The sequence below is a fragment of the Pseudomonas sp. Marseille-Q8238 genome, from assembly GCF_965111915.1.
Window position 1 is genome coordinate 2,899,686 of the sequence record NZ_CBCOPI010000001.1, and the last position, 15,403, is coordinate 2,915,088.

The 15,403-nt window shown below is 61.3% G+C and carries 14 protein-coding genes and 2 tRNA genes; 6 read left to right on the forward strand and 10 right to left on the reverse strand.

Annotated features, from left to right (window positions below; translation table 11 throughout):
• Positions 1-8: 8 nt before the first annotated feature.
• From ACWPW0_RS13415 to ACWPW0_RS13425, 3 genes are read right to left on the reverse strand one after another with little or no spacing between them, the layout of a single operon-like run.
• A complete protein-coding gene (locus tag ACWPW0_RS13415) occupies positions 9-686 on the reverse strand; it encodes an amino acid ABC transporter permease (protein ID WP_454255560.1) in 678 nt (225 codons plus the stop codon).
• Complete coding sequence (locus ACWPW0_RS13420) at positions 683-2,278, reverse strand: ABC transporter substrate-binding protein/permease (RefSeq protein ID WP_454255561.1); 1,596 nt, start codon at positions 2,276-2,278, stop codon at positions 683-685. The genes ACWPW0_RS13415 and ACWPW0_RS13420 overlap by 4 nt, the downstream gene beginning before the upstream one ends.
• Positions 2,272-4,665: a TonB-dependent receptor plug domain-containing protein gene (locus ACWPW0_RS13425; protein WP_447592242.1), complete on the reverse strand. Its 2,394-nt coding sequence runs from the start codon at positions 4,663-4,665 to the stop codon at positions 2,272-2,274. Before ACWPW0_RS13425 ends, ACWPW0_RS13420 begins: the two co-directional genes overlap by 7 nt.
• A gap of 411 nt (positions 4,666-5,076) precedes the next feature.
• Here ACWPW0_RS13425 and ACWPW0_RS13430 point away from each other — a divergent pair, with 411 nt between their 5' ends.
• Positions 5,077-5,967 (forward strand): LysR family transcriptional regulator, encoded by an 891-nt coding sequence (locus ACWPW0_RS13430; protein ID WP_454255562.1) that lies wholly within the window; start codon positions 5,077-5,079, stop codon positions 5,965-5,967.
• A 90-nt stretch (positions 5,968-6,057) separates the two neighbouring features.
• Here ACWPW0_RS13430 and ACWPW0_RS13435 read toward each other — a convergent pair.
• Together ACWPW0_RS13435 and ACWPW0_RS13440 are read right to left on the reverse strand one after the other, a co-directional pair.
• Positions 6,058-6,133 (reverse strand) — tRNA-Gly (locus tag ACWPW0_RS13435).
• 5 nt (positions 6,134-6,138) lie between these two features.
• Positions 6,139-6,214 (reverse strand) — tRNA-Glu (locus ACWPW0_RS13440).
• 220 nt (positions 6,215-6,434) lie between these two features.
• On the opposite strand from ACWPW0_RS13440, the gene ACWPW0_RS13445 reads away from it, so the two are divergent.
• On the forward strand, positions 6,435-7,199 hold the full coding sequence (locus ACWPW0_RS13445) for a hypothetical protein (RefSeq protein WP_454255563.1): 765 nt from the start codon (positions 6,435-6,437) through the stop codon (positions 7,197-7,199).
• Positions 7,200-7,259: 60 nt separating this feature from the next.
• Here ACWPW0_RS13445 and ACWPW0_RS13450 read toward each other — a convergent pair whose 3' ends face one another.
• Both ACWPW0_RS13450 and ACWPW0_RS13455 read right to left on the reverse strand, forming a co-directional pair.
• Complete coding sequence (locus ACWPW0_RS13450; protein WP_454255564.1) at positions 7,260-7,742, reverse strand: GAF domain-containing protein; 483 nt, start codon at positions 7,740-7,742, stop codon at positions 7,260-7,262.
• On the reverse strand, positions 7,739-8,629 hold the full coding sequence (locus ACWPW0_RS13455; RefSeq protein ID WP_447592250.1) for an ATP-binding protein: 891 nt from the start codon (positions 8,627-8,629) through the stop codon (positions 7,739-7,741). The genes ACWPW0_RS13450 and ACWPW0_RS13455 overlap by 4 nt, the downstream gene beginning before the upstream one ends.
• A gap of 86 nt (positions 8,630-8,715) precedes the next feature.
• Between ACWPW0_RS13455 and ACWPW0_RS13460 the strand changes: the two genes are divergently transcribed.
• Positions 8,716-11,031: a response regulator gene (locus ACWPW0_RS13460; protein ID WP_454255565.1), complete on the forward strand. Its 2,316-nt coding sequence runs from the start codon at positions 8,716-8,718 to the stop codon at positions 11,029-11,031.
• On the opposite strand, the gene ACWPW0_RS13465 is transcribed toward ACWPW0_RS13460, so the two are convergent.
• The 3 genes from ACWPW0_RS13465 to msrB all read right to left on the reverse strand — a co-directional run bounded on the left by ACWPW0_RS13465 (position 11,018) and on the right by msrB (position 12,722).
• Positions 11,018-11,485, reverse strand: coding sequence for a MarR family winged helix-turn-helix transcriptional regulator (locus ACWPW0_RS13465; protein WP_454255566.1), 468 nt, complete (start codon positions 11,483-11,485; stop codon positions 11,018-11,020). The genes ACWPW0_RS13460 and ACWPW0_RS13465 overlap by 14 nt on opposite strands.
• On the reverse strand, positions 11,482-11,967 hold the full coding sequence (locus ACWPW0_RS13470; RefSeq protein ID WP_447592256.1) for a glutathione peroxidase: 486 nt from the start codon (positions 11,965-11,967) through the stop codon (positions 11,482-11,484). Before ACWPW0_RS13470 ends, ACWPW0_RS13465 begins: the two co-directional genes overlap by 4 nt.
• A gap of 362 nt (positions 11,968-12,329) precedes the next feature.
• Positions 12,330-12,722, reverse strand: coding sequence for a peptide-methionine (R)-S-oxide reductase MsrB (msrB, locus tag ACWPW0_RS13475; protein ID WP_447592258.1), 393 nt, complete (start codon positions 12,720-12,722; stop codon positions 12,330-12,332).
• Between the two features lie 178 nt (positions 12,723-12,900).
• Between msrB and ACWPW0_RS13480 the strand changes: the two genes are divergently transcribed.
• From ACWPW0_RS13480 to ACWPW0_RS13490, 3 genes are read left to right on the forward strand one after another with little or no spacing between them, the layout of a single operon-like run.
• Entirely contained in the window at positions 12,901-14,112 is a 1,212-nt protein-coding gene (locus tag ACWPW0_RS13480; protein ID WP_454255567.1) for a pyridoxal phosphate-dependent aminotransferase, read from the forward strand.
• Between the two features lie 13 nt (positions 14,113-14,125).
• Positions 14,126-14,872 carry an SDR family oxidoreductase gene (locus tag ACWPW0_RS13485; RefSeq protein WP_454255568.1) on the forward strand — a complete coding sequence of 249 codons (747 nt, stop codon included), beginning with the start codon at positions 14,126-14,128 and terminating at the stop codon, positions 14,870-14,872.
• Positions 14,873-14,874: 2 nt separating this feature from the next.
• Positions 14,875-15,324, forward strand: coding sequence for a hypothetical protein (locus ACWPW0_RS13490; protein WP_454255569.1), 450 nt, complete (start codon positions 14,875-14,877; stop codon positions 15,322-15,324).
• Positions 15,325-15,403 lie beyond the last annotated feature (79 nt).

A 15,403-nucleotide genomic window follows, 5' to 3' on the forward strand; every position in this document is an offset into this window, starting at 1 on the left:
CTCGGCACCTACCAGCGCGCCCAACGGCGCTCCAGAGCGCGCGCCAGCAACGAAAGGGGAAAGATGTAGAAAAAGAAGGCCATCAGCACCAGCCCGTAGACCGGCAGCAACAGATCGGTACGGGCCTCGGCTGCCAGCACCTCACGCGCGACGCTCAAGGCTTCGCTGACCCCCACCAGACTGGCCAGCGCCGTGGACATGGTGACCACGCAATACAAGCCCATGGCCGGGGGCAACATGTGGCGCAGCGCCTGCGGCAGGATCACCTGGCGCAGCCGTGCCAGGGAGCCATAGCCCAGTGCGGTCGCCGCTTCCCACTGCGCCAGCGGAATCGCCCGCAGGCCACCGCGAACGATTTCCGCCAGGTTGCCCGTGGCTGGAATCGACAGCGCCACCACGGCCTTGAACCAGCCCGGCACGGCCAGGTGGGTATCAGCCACGCGCAACTCATAGGGCAGCAGGTGCATGACGAAGAACATCACCACCAGCCAGGGCGAGTTACGCAACACCTGCGTCACCAGGCGGGCCGGGACGCGCACCCAGGCCAGGGGCGCCAACTGCGCGGCCCCCAGCACGGTACCGACCAGGCAGGCCAGCAGCATCGCCAGCAAGCCCATCCACAGGTTCATGGCGAAGCCACGGCCCAGCATCGGCAACCAGGGCAACAGCTCGGCGAATGCGTTCACAGGCTCACCCCCGGCAGGCGCAAGCGCCGCTCCAGGCGGTCCAGAACGAGCGCCAGCAGCGCCATCATGGCCAGGTAGGTCACCAGCACCAGCACCATCATCTCCACCACGTTATTGCGTTCGCTCCAGATCTCCTGGGCGCTGTAGAGCACTTCCGGCACCGCCACCGCGTAGGCGATCGAGGTGCCCTTGATCAGTTGCACCATGTTGTTGCCCAGCGCCGGCAGGCTGGCGCGCAAGGCAATCGGCAACTGCACATGGATCATCCGCCCCCAGCGCCCATAGCCCAGGGCCAGGGCCGCCTCGCGAGTGGTCTCCGGCACGGCCTTGAAGCCGGCGCGGAAAATCTCTACGGCAAAGGCGCCGTAATGCAGGCTGATGCACAGCGCCGCCAGGCCAAAAGCGTCGGCGTACCAGGGCAGTTGCGTGCCCGGCAGGCCATCGCGCAGCAACGAGCCGATGCCGAAATAGAGGAAGTACAGCTGCGCCAGGCTGGGCGTATTGCGCAGCAGTTCGACATACCCCTGTACCAGCCAGCGCAACGGGCGCGGCCCGCGCATGGCCATGGCGCCGACCAGGCCGATCAGGCAGGACGCGACGATGCAGATCAACGCCAGCTTCAGGGTGATGCCGATGCCTTGGGCGAACTGGCGGGCCGACCAGCCGTCGTACAGCACCGGGAAGTTCCAGCCGGTGTCGGCATAGAACTGGCGAAAATAATCGGCCACGTGCTGCAGGATCACCGGCACGCCCTGCTCGTCCAGGCCGACAGCGGCCACCTGCGCCACGTCCAGCACCGGCTTGTGCGGCAGGCCGTAGCGGTTTTCCAGGGCCTCGATCAGCCCCTCCTCGCGCCAGGCACGGGCATAGCCGTCGAGCACCTCGCGAAACGCCGGATCGCCATGGGCAATGGCCATGCTCCACGGGGCTTCGAGAATGGTCGGCAACTTGATCTCGAACTGTGCCCACTCACGCTGGTCGAGCAGCCGCAAGCGCGCCACCGCATCGTCCATCACCTGGCCCACGCAGCGTTGGTCGCGCAGCGCCTGGGCACTTTCGGTGAGGCCGGCGAATGCCAGGATGCGTACGCCATAGCGTTCGGCCACCGCCTGGTTGTAGGTCGAGCCATGGCTGCTGCACAGCGCCTGGCCACGCAGGCTTTCCCAACTGGCCACGGGTTGATCCTTGCGCGACAGCAGGACCGCGCCGGAGCTGTAGAAATTGGGCGTGATGAAGTCCACCAGGCGCTGGCGCTCGGGGGTCACGCTGAAACCGGTGATGATCAGGTCGCATTTGCCCTGATCGAGAAAAGGCACACGATTGGCGCCACTGGTGGCGATGGTCGTGCGGCGCAGCGGCCGGCCCAGATCGGCCGACAGCCGTGCACGAATATCCTCAGCCAGGTCGATGTTGAATCCCTGCGCCTCACCCGATGGACTCAGGTAGGCGAAGGGACGGTTCTCGACGTTGCTGCACACGTTCAGCACACCGCGCTCGGCGATGCGTTGCAACACCGCCCCGGCATGGGCCGGGGCGTTGAGGGCCAAGGCCAGCAGCACGGCTGCCAGCCCGGCGAAGCGCGGTTTTACCACTGGTAGCTGGCCTTGACGTAGTAGAACGCACCATTCATCCCGAACGGCGAGTAGGAGATGTAATTGACGTTCTGGTGGCCAGGGTTGTTCAGGCTGTTGCGTTTGTCCGGGTAGGCGTCGGTGACGTTGTCGCCGCCGACGGTGAACAGCCAGTCCTGGACGCGGTAGCTGGTGGACAGGTCCAACACCCACTTGGCGTCATAGCGCTGGTCGAACCGCTCGCCCGAGTTGCTCACGGCCAGGAAGCTGCCGTAGCGCACTAGGTTGCTGTGCAGGCTCCAGTTGCCCAGGCTGTAATCGTTGCTGATCGACAGTTTGCTGCGCGGCGCACTGTCGGTGAGCACACCGTAGCGGTCACGACGGTCGATACGATCCAGGTTCAGGCCATTCTGGCTGAGTACGCCCGGGTTGGCCTTGACGTCGGTGACGCGGGTACGGCTGTAGGCATAACCCAGCGAGCTGTCCAGACGACCACCATTGTCGAAGCGCCAGCGGTACTGCGCGGTCAGGTCTGCGCCACGGGTGGTGGTGTCCACCGCGTTGGTGAAGTAACGCACCGACTGGTACAGGCCTGGCGTGATGCCATTGGCGGCCAGGTAGGCCTGGGCAGCGGCACTCGTCACATCGAGGTTGCTGGACAAGGTGATGCGGTCGTCGATGTGGATCTGGTAGAAGTCCAGGGTCGCCGTGAAGTCATCGAACGGCTGCAACACGATACCGGCGCTGATGTTCTGCGACTTCTCGGCCTTCAGGTCCTCGGCACCGAGCAGGCGCGCCACGGGATCGTCAACCGGCGCGGTACGCTGGTCCTGATAGGCGTTGATGGTGGTATTCAGCGCACTGGTGGTCGCCGAATAGTGCTGCTGCGCCAGGGACGGCGCACGGTAGCCGGTCGACAGGCTGCCGCGAATCGCCACTTCCGGGGTGAAGTCGTAGCGGCTGGACAGCGAGCCGGTGGTCGCGCCGCCGAAATCGCTGTAACGGTCATTGCGCAGGGCCAGGGACGCCCGCCACTTGTCGGTGAAGTTGGTCTCCAGGTCGATGTACTGGGCAATCAGGTCGCGCCGATAACTGCCGCTGTCGCTCGGACGGAAGCCGGAGAACCCTTCGCCCCCGGTACCGTAGTAGGAGGTCGCCTCGCCGCTGCTTTCCTTGTAGGTCTGGTGCTGATACTCCACACCAAAGGCCACCGAAACAGGGTTGGCCAACCCGAAGTCCAGCTCATTGTTGAAGTCCAGCTGATAGACCGCCTGGCTGCTCTTCAGGGTGCCGTCGTAGAAATCGCTCTGACGGTTGCCGGTATCGCGGAACAGGTAACGGTTGAGGCTATCGCGGGTATAGAAGTCGATTTCGTTCTGGCCGTAGTTGACGCTGCCATCCCATTTCCAGCCGGCAATATCGCCCTTGAGGCCCAGTACGATGGTCTTGTCTTCGCTTTCGGAATGCAGGGTCGGGCGATAGCCACCCGGATGCGCCTGGGCATCCAATGGCGACTGACGGCCATTGCGGAAGGCATCCCAGGTATCGCCATCGGCGCGGTTGTAGGAAGCGAAGCCGTAGGCGGTTAGCTCGTCGCTCAGCGCATAGTCGGCGTTGAGCAGCAGCTTGCCGTTCTTCACTTCAGGATCACCCAGGCGGTAGGTGGTATCGCCATAACCAGGCGCACCCGGGTTGCGCAGGTCGCGCCCGGCACGGCTGGTGTAGTCATTGGAGTTGCCGTCGAAGCTCACGTGCACACCACCGCGATCACCCAGAGCAAAACCGGCATCGGCGTCCAGGTGGCGCTGGATACCATCGCCCTTGGCCGTCTGGCCGAAGCTGGTGGTGGCCTGCCCACCGGCCGGATCGCTCTTGAGGATGATGTTGATCACCCCGGCAATGGCATCGGAACCGTAGCGGGCCGACGCACCATCACCCAGCACTTCGACATGGTCGATAGCTGAGATTGGAATGGTATTGAGGTCCACCGGTGCCGAACCGCGGCCCTGGGTAACGTTGGTGTTGAGAAAGGCACTGGTGTGCCGACGCTTGCCATTGACCAGCACCAGCACCTGATCCGGCGCCAGGCCGCGCATCTGCGCCGGGCGGGTGATGCCGGTAAAGCCGGAACTGGCCGGACGCGGGAAGTTCAGCGAAGGAATCAGACGCGACAAGGCCTCGCCCAACTCGGAGCTGCCACTGTCTTGCAGCGCCTTGACCGAAACAACCTGAATCGGCTGCATCGATTCAGCCTCTGTGCGGTTCTCGGCACGAGTACCGGTGACCACGACTGCCTTGAGTTGATTGTCAGGGCCGGACTCCTCCGCTGCCACGACATTCACACCCGCAGTAATGCCGAGGATGGCAACCGCAAGTTTGCTCACGGGGAATCTACTAGCTCGCTTCATGACTACAACACCTGACATTACGCAGCCTGCCTGTGGCACTCGCTGCGGGTGAACACACCTGAATGAATGAGTCGATGACGAGGGGCAATCTGCACCGCTTCGCCATACATGCAATGAGGGTTTCCGGAGCTGTTGCACAAGAGAGTCAGCCGGGTGAACGCAATCTACTGGCCCCAGGCCGGCCTATAAATTGAATATTTGAAGGCCATCATTAACCTTTACTCATGGCTATATAAGTGAATATTTATATTCGATTAAAGAATATGCGTCACAGCCCCGAAAGCGCTCCACCCCTTTAGCCATGCGCCTGAACACCACCTCGCGCCACACGCCGCGACGTGCCAAGCATGCCGTTACGGCGCTTCCCGAGTAGACTTGTAACCTGCTGGATAACTTGCTCCGGAACACCTTATGAATCTTCGTCAAATGGAAGTCTTCCGCGCCATCATGCTCACCGGCAGCATCGCTGGGGCGGCCGAACTGCTGCACATCTCGCAGTCAGCGGTGAGCAAGATGCTCAGCCATACCCAGCAGCGTAGCGGCCTGAAACTGTTCGAGTTGGTGAAGGGACGCCTCGTGGCCACCAGCGAGGCCCGCGAGCTGTACGAAGAAGTCGAGCGATTGTGGCGCAATGTGGAAAAGGTTCACGCGCTTTCCAAGGAATTGGCCAATCCGAGCAAGGGCAACCTGTATATCGCCGCCTCGCCCAGCCTGGGCATGACGGTGGTTCCACAAAGCGTCGCCGACACGGTCAAGGAACGCCCCGAGTTGCAGGTCAAGGTCATCCTGCCGCTACCCAATGCATTGATCGATGTGGTGGCGGAAAAGATCGTCGACATCGGCATCACCACCTTCGAGGTGAATCACCCCAGCATTCGCGTGCATGCGCGCTTCAGTTGCCCGCTGGTGTGCATCATGTCGCCTGACCACCCACTGGCAAGCCGCACGGCCATCTATCCCGAAGACCTGATTGGCCACCGGCTGATTTCCGTGCCGCTGCAGGAGCTCTATGGCATCAGCGAAGAAAAGGTCTACGGCGACGTTCTTCCGCAACTGAATATTGGCCTGGAAGTGCGCTCTGGCCTGATTGCCAGCCTGTTCAGCCGCGCCAGCGGGGAAATTGCTGTGGTGGATGCCATCGCCATCTCCGACAACCTGATCCCGCAATTGGAAGTTCGCCCCTTCATCACCAGCGAAACGATCAAGATCGCGGTCATCCACAACAGCTACAAACCCCTCTCCCCTCAGGCCCTGCTGTTCCAGGAGTTGCTCATCCGCCGCTTGGAAGCCTTGTCGAGCTAGCGAGTACTTGTGCCGCCCTCGTCGCGGCACACCCGCTTTTTCGCGCACAAACAAAAACGCCACTCCGATGGAGTGGCGTTTTTGTTTATTTGGAGCGGGAAACGAGACTCGAACTCGCGACCCCGACCTTGGCAAGGTCGTGCTCTACCAACTGAGCTATTCCCGCAAATATGGCGTCCCCTAGGGGACTCGAACCCCTGTTACCGCCGTGAAAGGGCGGTGTCCTAGGCCACTAGACGAAGGGGACGTGGCCCGGAGCTTACAACAGCTTTCCGGCTTCGTTCCGCTTGGCGTTTCCGCTTCTGCGTTGGAAGTGGCGCGCATTCTATGGAGCCTTTCGAGAGGCGTCAACCCTCGAGTAAAAATTTTTTAAATCAATGACTTCAGGGCACAAATGCGATTGAGCTAGGAGCATGCTGGCTAACCCACTACACTCGCGGAAAACAACGCGTTCGGGAGGTTGCACGGTGTCCCCACTCGTCATCACGGTTTTGGTCATCGCTGGCATCGTCATTCTGATAGCCATTGGCTACATCAACAACATGGTGGAGAACAACAAGCTCGAGAAGGCCCGCCTCAAGGCCGACCTGAATGATCGCGTTCGCCGCAGCCATGATGTGTCGGAGAACCTGCCAGGCCAACTGATGACGCCTGCGCTCAAGCACCTGCTGAGTCGCCTGGAGCTGCAGTTCAGTGAGCGCCTCCTGCCATTGGACAAACAGAATGCGGCACTGCGCGCTCGAATCGACGAGTTGCGCGAGCTAATTGCCAAGAACGATGAAATCCCGGTTCGCAACACGCCACAGCCAATCGCCAGCGAAGTAAAAGCCAAGGACGTGCGCTTCATCCTGGAAAACCTGCACAGCCAGATCACCCGTGCCGGCCAGGAGGGGCTTCTGTCCTTCGCCGATACCAAGAAATGGCTGCAGGAAATTCGCCACATGCTGGTGCAACTGCATGTCGAGTTCTTCTCGACGCTGGGTCAGCAGGCCATGCAGCAAGGCCAACCCGGTCAGGCCCGCCTGGCCTACGAGCGCGGTGTGCAATACCTGCGCAAACAATCCGACCCTGCCCGCTACAAGACTCAACTGCAGAAACTGGAGCAGCAACTGGCCCGCGCCAATGCCGTCGTACTGGAGAAGAACACGCCCGACCCCGACGCCCACAATCAGTTGGCCGACGGCCTCGATTCGGGCGAAGACGACTGGAAAAAGAAGAACATCTACGACTGATAACGCGATTCATCGCCACAAAAAAGCCCGGCCAATGCCGGGCTTTTTTGTGGACGCGGATTAGCAATGGGTCAGACGCAGGAACACTTCGACCAGTTGCTCCACGCCCACCGCATCCTCGGGACTGAAGCGCCCGAACAATGGACTGTCCAGATCCAGCACGCCAATCAACTCGTCCTGCTTGAGCAACGGCACCACCAGTTCGCTGTTGGACGCGCTGTCGCAGGCAATATGTCCGGCAAAAGAATGCACGTCATCTACTCGCTGTGTCAGCCGCGTACTGGCTGCCGTACCGCACACCCCCCGGCCCAACGGAATGCGCACACATGCGACGCGCCCCTGAAACGGGCCAAGCACCAACTGCCCATTACGGTACAGGTAGAACCCCGCCCAGTTCAGGTCGGGCAACTCGTGGTAGATGAACGCAGCGAACTGCGCGCAGTTGGCAATCAGGTCGCGCTCGTCGCTCAGCAATGACTCCAACTGCGCCGCGAGCAAGGCATAACCCTGCAGGCCCTCTCCTGCTCGCGACAGGTCAATCACTGCTTGGCATCCATCAATGCCAACCCAACCCATTGCCGCGCGAACTGATAGGCGCAGCGCCCGTTGCGGTTACCACGTCCGGTGGCCCAACGAACCGCGAGTATTTCCAGCTCGTGGTTCCACTCCCACTGCAGGCCGGTGGGCTTTGCCAGTACGGTAATCCAGTGACGAACGACCGACAGGAAGTGATCCTGAGTGAAGGGATAGAACGACAGCCACAAGCCGAAGCGATCGGATAACGCGATCTTGTCTTCGACCGCCTCGCTGGGATGCAGCTCGCCATCCACCTGTTTCCAGTTGGCGTTGTCACTCTCCTTCTCCGGCACCAGGTGGCGACGGTTGGAGGTGGCATAGAGCAATACGTTGTCCGGCGCCCGCTCCAGCGACCCGTCCAGCACGCTCTTGAGCACGCGGTAATCGCCCTCGCCCGATTCGAACGACAGGTCATCGCAGAACAGCACGAAGCGCTGCGGCAGGCCAATGAGCATTTCCACCACGCGCGGCAGGTCAGCCAGGTGATCACGTTCGATCTCGATCAGGCGCAGACCCGATTTGGCATGCTCGGCAAGTAGCGCACGCACCAGCGATGACTTGCCGGTACCACGCGAACCCCAGAGCAGCACATGGTTGGCTGGCAGGCCACTGACAAACTGCTGGGTGTTATTCGCCAACTGCTCACGCTGTTTGTCCACACCGACCAGATCATCCAGGCTCAGGTCCAGACTGACCTGCAAGCCCTGCAGATAGCCTGTACGTCCCTCACGGAACCAACGGGCCGCCACGGTCGTATTCCAGTCCAGCTCGACGCGACGGGCTGGCAGGATGGGTTCAAGACGTTCAAGTACATCTTCGGCACGCTGCAAAAAGCTAATCAAGCGGGAATCCACGACTTACTCCTCAAAAGCGCCCCACGGCAGCCAGGGACGATGGGCTATGCTTGGCTTGCGTCTGGACCAAGGAACCGTCACCGCTCATGGATATCCCGCTCACTCACCGCCTGTCATTCAAACAAGCCTATCTGACGGTGCTAGTGGCCTTTATTCTGGGAACCCTGCTGAGCGTGATCCAGATCAGCCTCGATTATGCCAGCGAAGAGGCCTCGATCGATCGGGAAATCAACTCGCTGCTGGAAATAAGCCACAGCCCCGCTGCCCGCATCGCCTACAACATCGACGCCGAGTTGGCGCAGGAACTGGTGCTGGGCTTGTTGAGATCCTCGGCAGTCGTTCGCGCCGAGATCATCGATAACACCGGCACGCCCCTGGCCAGCGCGAACCGCACCGCCGCACAAAGCCCCTACCGCATGCTCAGCGACGCCCTGTTCGGCGAGCGACGGATGTTCAGCGACCACCTGTATGTCAGCCATGAACCGAGCCAACTGTTAGGCACCTTGCGCCTGGAGGTCGACACCTTCGCGTTCGGCAGCAAATTCCTGCGCCGCGCCCTGCTCACCCTGCTCACCGGCTTTGCCAGCAGCCTGCTGCTTTCGCTGATTCTGCTGGTGCTGTTCTACACCATGCTGACCAAGCCCTTGGTCGGCATCATCCGTTCGCTCAGCGAACGTGACCCGCACCGAGACTTCGCGCCAATCCCCTGCCCGATCAGCCACGAGCGTGATGAGATCGGTACGCTGGTGGCCGTGACCAACCAGCAGCTGTCGAGCATTCACGACGAGATCAACCAACGTCGCGGCGCCGAAGATCGGCTGACGCAGTACCTGGCCGAGCTGGAAAATATCGTCTCGGCGCGCACGGCCGAACTGAAGGCCGCCAACGCCCGGCTGACCCTGTCCAACCGCGACCTGGAGGAGGCCCGCAGCACTGCACTTGGCATGGCCCAGGCACGCGCGGCCTTCCTGGCCAACATGAGCCATGAAATCCGTACACCATTGAATGGTTTGCTGGGCATGCTCGCCCTGTCACTCGACGGACCACTGAATATCGAGCAGCGTCAACAGCTGTCGATTGCCCACGATTCCGGCAAGGTGCTGGTCGAGTTGCTCAACGATATTCTCGACCTGTCCAAGTTCGAGGCCGGGCAGTTGGAGCTGGAACAGATCCCCTTCGACCTTGGCACCCTGGCCGAAGACACCGCCAGCCTGCTTTCGCAGAATGCCGGGGCGAACGTGGAACTGACCTGCCTGATCGACTCGCGCCTGCCGAGCATGCTGATTGGCGATCCGACCCGGGTTCGGCAGATCGTCAGCAACCTGCTGTCCAATGCCCTGAAATTCACCCGCTATGGTCGCGTCGATCTGCGCATCACACCAAGCGCCACCGGCGTACGCATCATCGTCAGCGACACCGGCATCGGCATCGCCGCACAGGACCAGTCGCGCATCTTTCAACCCTTCGCTCAGGCCGGCGTGGGCATCACCCGGCAATATGGCGGCACCGGACTTGGCCTGGCCCTGACGCGTCGGCTCTGCGAAGCCATGCAGGGTCAGCTCAGCCTCAATTCACAGGAAGGTTTCGGCAGCCAGTTTTGCGCCGATCTCCCACTGCCCAGCCAAACGACCGAAACAGCCTGGCAACCCCTGCATGGCCGTGTTCTGGCCTTTTGCTCGATGCAAAGCGGCCTGGCGGAACAGCTCAATCACTGGCTGCCCAAATGGGGACTGAGCTATCAGCGCCTGGACCGCGATGAACAACTAGGTAACCGCGCTGCCGACCTGTTGATCTGTGACGACAGCGAGCGCCTCAGCGAGCTGCGTCAGTCCCACCCTGCCTCTCTGCTGCTGGTTTCGGCCTATGGGAGTTTCCTGTCCTCCAACCAGTCCAACGCGCTCATGCCCTTCGAACAACTTGCCCGCCCTCTGGCGCGCGGCACGCTGTACAGCAGCCTGAAACGCCTGCTCAAACCCTACGAAACGACAGAAGCCGAACCCCAGCCACCGGTAATCGACAAATTGCGCCAGGCCAGGGTACTGCTGGTCGAAGACAACCCGGTCAATCAACTGGTCGCCAAAGGCATGCTCGCCAAATTGGGCTGCGACGTGGTGGTCACAGCCCACGGCGGCGAAGCCCTGCACTATCTGGAGCAGAATTCCGTGGATCTGGTGCTGATGGACTGCAACATGCCGGTAATGGATGGCTATGAAGCCACGCGGCGCATCCGTCAGAGCAAACGCTGGGCAGACCTGCCCATCATCGCCCTGACTGCCAACGCCCTGCCTGATGAGCGCGAACGCTGCCAGGCTGCTGGGATGAACGACTACCTGGCGAAACCGTTCCGCCGCGAGGACCTGACAGCTCTGCTGGACACCTGGCTCCCAGCTATCCCAGGCTGATCAGACGCTGCAGGAGACCGCCCAAACTGTCGCGCAACCCGTCCAACTCCTGCATCTCGATACCGCTGGCACAGAGCAACCTGTCCTTCAGGGGCGCGACCTGCTGGCGTAATGCCCAGCCGCTGTCGGTCAACCCCAGATGCACTTCGCGTTCATCGACCTGCGAACGTCGACGCAGCACCAGGCCAAGCGACTCGAGCCGCTTGAGCAGCGGCGTCAATGTACCGGAGTCCAGCAACAGCCGTTCCCCCAGGGCCTTGACGGTCGGCTGCGCCGGCGGCTCGGCATGCCACTCCCACAGCACCAGCATGGCCAGATACTGCGGGTAGGTCAGGCCCAGCTCATCGAGCATCGGCTTGTAGGCACGAATGACTGCCCGGGAGGCGGCGTAGAGCTTGAAGCACAACTGATCGTCGAGTTGCAGCCGATCCGCAAGGTGTTCCTGCGCTGTCATTTCAGCAGGGCTTCAATCTCGGAGCTCAGGTCTTCCGGCTTGGTGGTCGGCGCGAACCGCTTGACCACGTTGCCATCGGCACCGATGAGAAACTTGGTGAAATTCCACTTGATGCCCTTGCTACCAAGCAAGCCAGGCGCGCGTTCCTTGAGCTCTGCGTACAGCGGGTGGGTATCGGCGCCGTTGACATCGATCTTCTTGAAGAGCGGGAAGCTGACGCCGAAATTCAACTCGCAAAATTCGGATATTTCCCCCTCGCTGCCCGGCTCCTGCTTACCGAATTGGTTGCAGGGAAAGCCAACGACCACCAATCCCTGATCCTTGTACTGCTGCCAGATCGACTCCAGTCCCTTGTACTGCGGCGTGAAACCACACTTGCTGGCCGTATTGACCACAAGCACCGCCTTGCCACCGAATTCGCCGAGGGTCTTCTGTTCACCCTTGATGGTTGTAACCGGAATCTCGAGCAATTTGTCGCTCATGGTGACGCTCCTGGTAGATGGAAGGCACCAATATAGCGAGCAATTCAATTGCACACAATTTAATTGCCTGATCATACTCGACCATATCCAAAAATCGCCCGGAGTAAACTTTCGCGTCGCCCGCAACAGCCCACAGAGTAGCTACCAGGGCTCGCAGGCCAATGAATATGCCGCCGTAATGGGCATACAGCTAGAGCGTGCCGGCGTTTAGGCGTGGATGGCCGGGGCGAGGCCGTGCGGACATTTGACTGCTGCGCTTCATGACGCGCCGATTGGTGGGCTGAAGCCCACCCTACGCAGACTGCAAGATTTGCAGGGTGGGCTTCAGCCCACCACTTGCGGTGCCTGCAATTGCCTCAGCCCTAGCGCGGAATCAGCTTCAGCGAGAGGGAGTTGATGCAGTAGCGCATGCCCGTAGGCCGCGGACCATCGGGGAATACATGCCCCAGGTGCGCCTCACAGCGCGAACATTGCACCTCGACGCGGTGCATGCCGTGGCTGAAGTCCTCTTTTTCCAGAATCACCCCTTCGCCAATCGGCTGGAAGTAGCTGGGCCAGCCGCTGCCCGAGTCGTACTTGGCATCCGAGTCGAACAAGGCCGTGCCGCAGCAGGCGCAGTGGTAGATACCCGGTACTTTGCTGTCGTGGTATTCACCGGTAAATGCGCGTTCCGTCCCACCTAGCCGACAGACATGAAACTGCTCGTCGGAAAGCTCTTCACGCCAGGTCTCCAGCGGTTTTTCGATCTTTTCCATGGGTCACCTCAATGGCAGAAAAAAGCCCGAACTGCACCTTTTCCGGGCACCGGGCCGCACGTATCATGCGTCACTCTTTCAGACGCCAGTCTGGCAGTCGCGCCAGCGCCTGCCAAGGCGCAAGGATCACTACCGCTCGCCATACCCGGCGGCGTTTTCACTTCGGGACATCGGGATCATGCAGGTCAGCAAATCGAACAAGCTTGCCAACGTCTGCTACGACATTCGCGGGCCAGTGCTCAAGCACGCCAAACGTCTGGAGGAGGAAGGCCAGCGCATCCTCAAGCTGAATATCGGCAACCCGGCGCCGTTCGGTTTCGAAGCCCCGGAAGAAATCCTTCAGGATGTCATCCGCAACCTGCCCACCGCACAAGGTTACAGCGACTCCAAAGGCCTGTTCAGCGCCCGCAAGGCGGTGATGCAGTACTACCAGCAAAAGCAGGTCGAAGGCGTCGGCATCGAGGATATCTACCTCGGCAACGGTGTGTCCGAACTGATCGTGATGGCCATGCAGGCCCTGCTCAACAACGGTGACGAAGTGCTGATCCCGGCGCCCGACTACCCGCTGTGGACCGCTGCTGTGGCGCTGGCGGGCGGCAAACCGGTGCACTACCTGTGCGACGAACAGGCCGGCTGGTTCCCCGACATCGCCGACATGCGCGCCAAGATCACACCGAACACCAAAGCGCTGGTGTTGATCAACCCGAACAACCCGACGGGCGCGGTGTACTCGAAGGAAGTGCTGCTGGACATCGTCGAACTGGCCCGCCAGCACAACCTGGTGCTGTTCTCCGACGAAATCTACGACAAGATCCTCTACGACGAAGCCCAGCACATCTGCACCGCCTCCCTGGCTCCCGATGTGCTCTGCCTGACCTTCAACGGCCTGTCCAAATCATACCGCGTTGCAGGCTTTCGCTCGGGCTGGGTCGCCATCTCCGGGCCGAAGCAGCACGCACAGAGCTATATCGAAGGCCTCGACATCCTGGCCAACATGCGCCTGTGCGCCAACGTGCCGAGCCAGCACGCCATCCAGACCGCTCTCGGCGGCTACCAGAGCATCAACGACCTGGTACTGCCCAACGGACGCCTGCTGGAGCAGCGTAATCGCACCTGGGAGCTGCTCAATGACATCCCCGGTGTCAGCTGCGTCAAGCCGATGGGGGCGCTGTATGCGTTCCCACGGATCGACCCGAAGGTCTGCCCGATCCATAACGACGAGAAGTTCGTGCTCGACCTGCTGCTCTCGGAAAAACTGCTGATCGTTCAGGGCACGGCATTCAACTGGCCATGGCCGGATCACTTCCGCGTGGTTACCCTGCCCCGTGTGGATGACTTGGAACAGGCCATCGGCCGGATCGGTAACTTCCTCAAAACCTATCGCCAGTAGAAGGAACCTGCCCATGGCCCAGGCCAGACGCTACCTGCTTACCGGTGCCAGCTCCGGTATCGGAAAGGCACTGGCCCGCCAGTTGGCAAGCCAGGGCTATGACCTGGCCCTGGCCGCACGCCGGGAAGACAGCCTGCAGCAACTGGCTGAAGAACTGCGCGAAGCGTATGGGCGCACCGTGGTAGTCCTGCCACTGGACGTCACCGATTACACCGCCTGCCAACAGGCCGTACATCAGGCGCGCAGCGCCCTTGGCGGCCTGGATGGACTGATCGCCAACGCGGGCATCGGCCTCGCCGGCAAGGCGGGCACCGGCCGCTTCGAACGCTTCCAGCAGACCTTGGAAACCAATCTGCTTGGCGCAATCGCCTGCCTGGACGCCGCCACCCAGGTATTCCTTGAACAGGGCCACGGCCACCTCGTCGCCATCGCCTCGGTAGCCGGCAAACGTGGCTTGCCCGCCAGTGCAGCCTATTCGGCGAGCAAGGCGGGGCTGATCAGCCATATGGAGTCCCTGGAGCTGGAGCTGTACCGCACCGCCATCGACACCACGCTGATCTTGCCCGGCTACATCGATACGCCCATCAACCAGAATGCAGGCCCACGCCCCTTCCTGATCGACGTCGAGCGTGGCGCCAGGCTGATCGCCCACCATATCGACAAGCACAGCCGCAGCGCCTACGTACCCGGCTGGCCCTGGGCACTGATTGGCCGCCTATTGCCCTGGCTGCCCACGTCACTGATTGCCAGGATGTTCTGATCATGGATCTGCAGATCGATGAGTTCTATAAGGATGCAGCGGCCGGCATGCTCGCGCTGTACCAAGCCTTCCCGCGCAAGATCGGCCTCTATGTGGAAGATCTGATAGGCCGCGAGGAGCCCGACGAATTCGGCCTGCCGAGTAAACGCCATCAGAGCTGCCTGGGCGCCCTGCTGTGGCTGGCAGAAGAAGGTTACATCCGGTTCGACTCGACAATCGCCTATGATGCGCTGGACCAGGCAGTGCTCAGCGAGAAAGGATTCCTGCGCCTGTCACGCGGCATTCCCAATCCACAAACGGACGACCAGACCCCACCCAGCATCCGCCGCGTGCAAGCCACCCTGGCCTGGCAACTGCGTGATGCCTTCGCGCAGCACGACAGCGAGCGCGTAGCCAACCTGACCCGTTTGCTCTTCGAAAGCACGCTGAACCCGGCAAGGGACACAGTTTGAAATAGTCACTCGGTTGAAGGCGCTAGGGGTACGCCCCTATATAGCCGGCATAATCGGATCGTATCCGCCCGTGAGGAGA

Excerpts from the sequence above, each read along its gene's own strand:
- ACWPW0_RS13425 (WP_447592242.1), bottom strand. The coding sequence starts at position 4,665 with ATGAAGCGAGCTAGTAGATTCCCCGTGAGCAAACTTGCGGTTGCCATC.
- ACWPW0_RS13430 (WP_454255562.1), top strand. The coding sequence starts at position 5,077 with ATGAATCTTCGTCAAATGGAAGTCTTCCGCGCCATCATGCTCACCGGC.
- ACWPW0_RS13460 (WP_454255565.1), top strand. The coding sequence starts at position 8,716 with ATGGATATCCCGCTCACTCACCGCCTGTCATTCAAACAAGCCTATCTG.
- ACWPW0_RS13465 (WP_454255566.1), bottom strand. The coding sequence starts at position 11,485 with ATGACAGCGCAGGAACACCTTGCGGATCGGCTGCAACTCGACGATCAG.
- ACWPW0_RS13470 (WP_447592256.1), bottom strand. The coding sequence starts at position 11,967 with ATGAGCGACAAATTGCTCGAGATTCCGGTTACAACCATCAAGGGTGAA.
- msrB (WP_447592258.1), bottom strand. The coding sequence starts at position 12,722 with ATGGAAAAGATCGAAAAACCGCTGGAGACCTGGCGTGAAGAGCTTTCC.
- ACWPW0_RS13480 (WP_454255567.1), top strand. The coding sequence starts at position 12,901 with ATGCAGGTCAGCAAATCGAACAAGCTTGCCAACGTCTGCTACGACATT.
- ACWPW0_RS13485 (WP_454255568.1), top strand. The coding sequence starts at position 14,126 with ATGGCCCAGGCCAGACGCTACCTGCTTACCGGTGCCAGCTCCGGTATC.
- ACWPW0_RS13490 (WP_454255569.1), top strand. The coding sequence starts at position 14,875 with ATGGATCTGCAGATCGATGAGTTCTATAAGGATGCAGCGGCCGGCATG.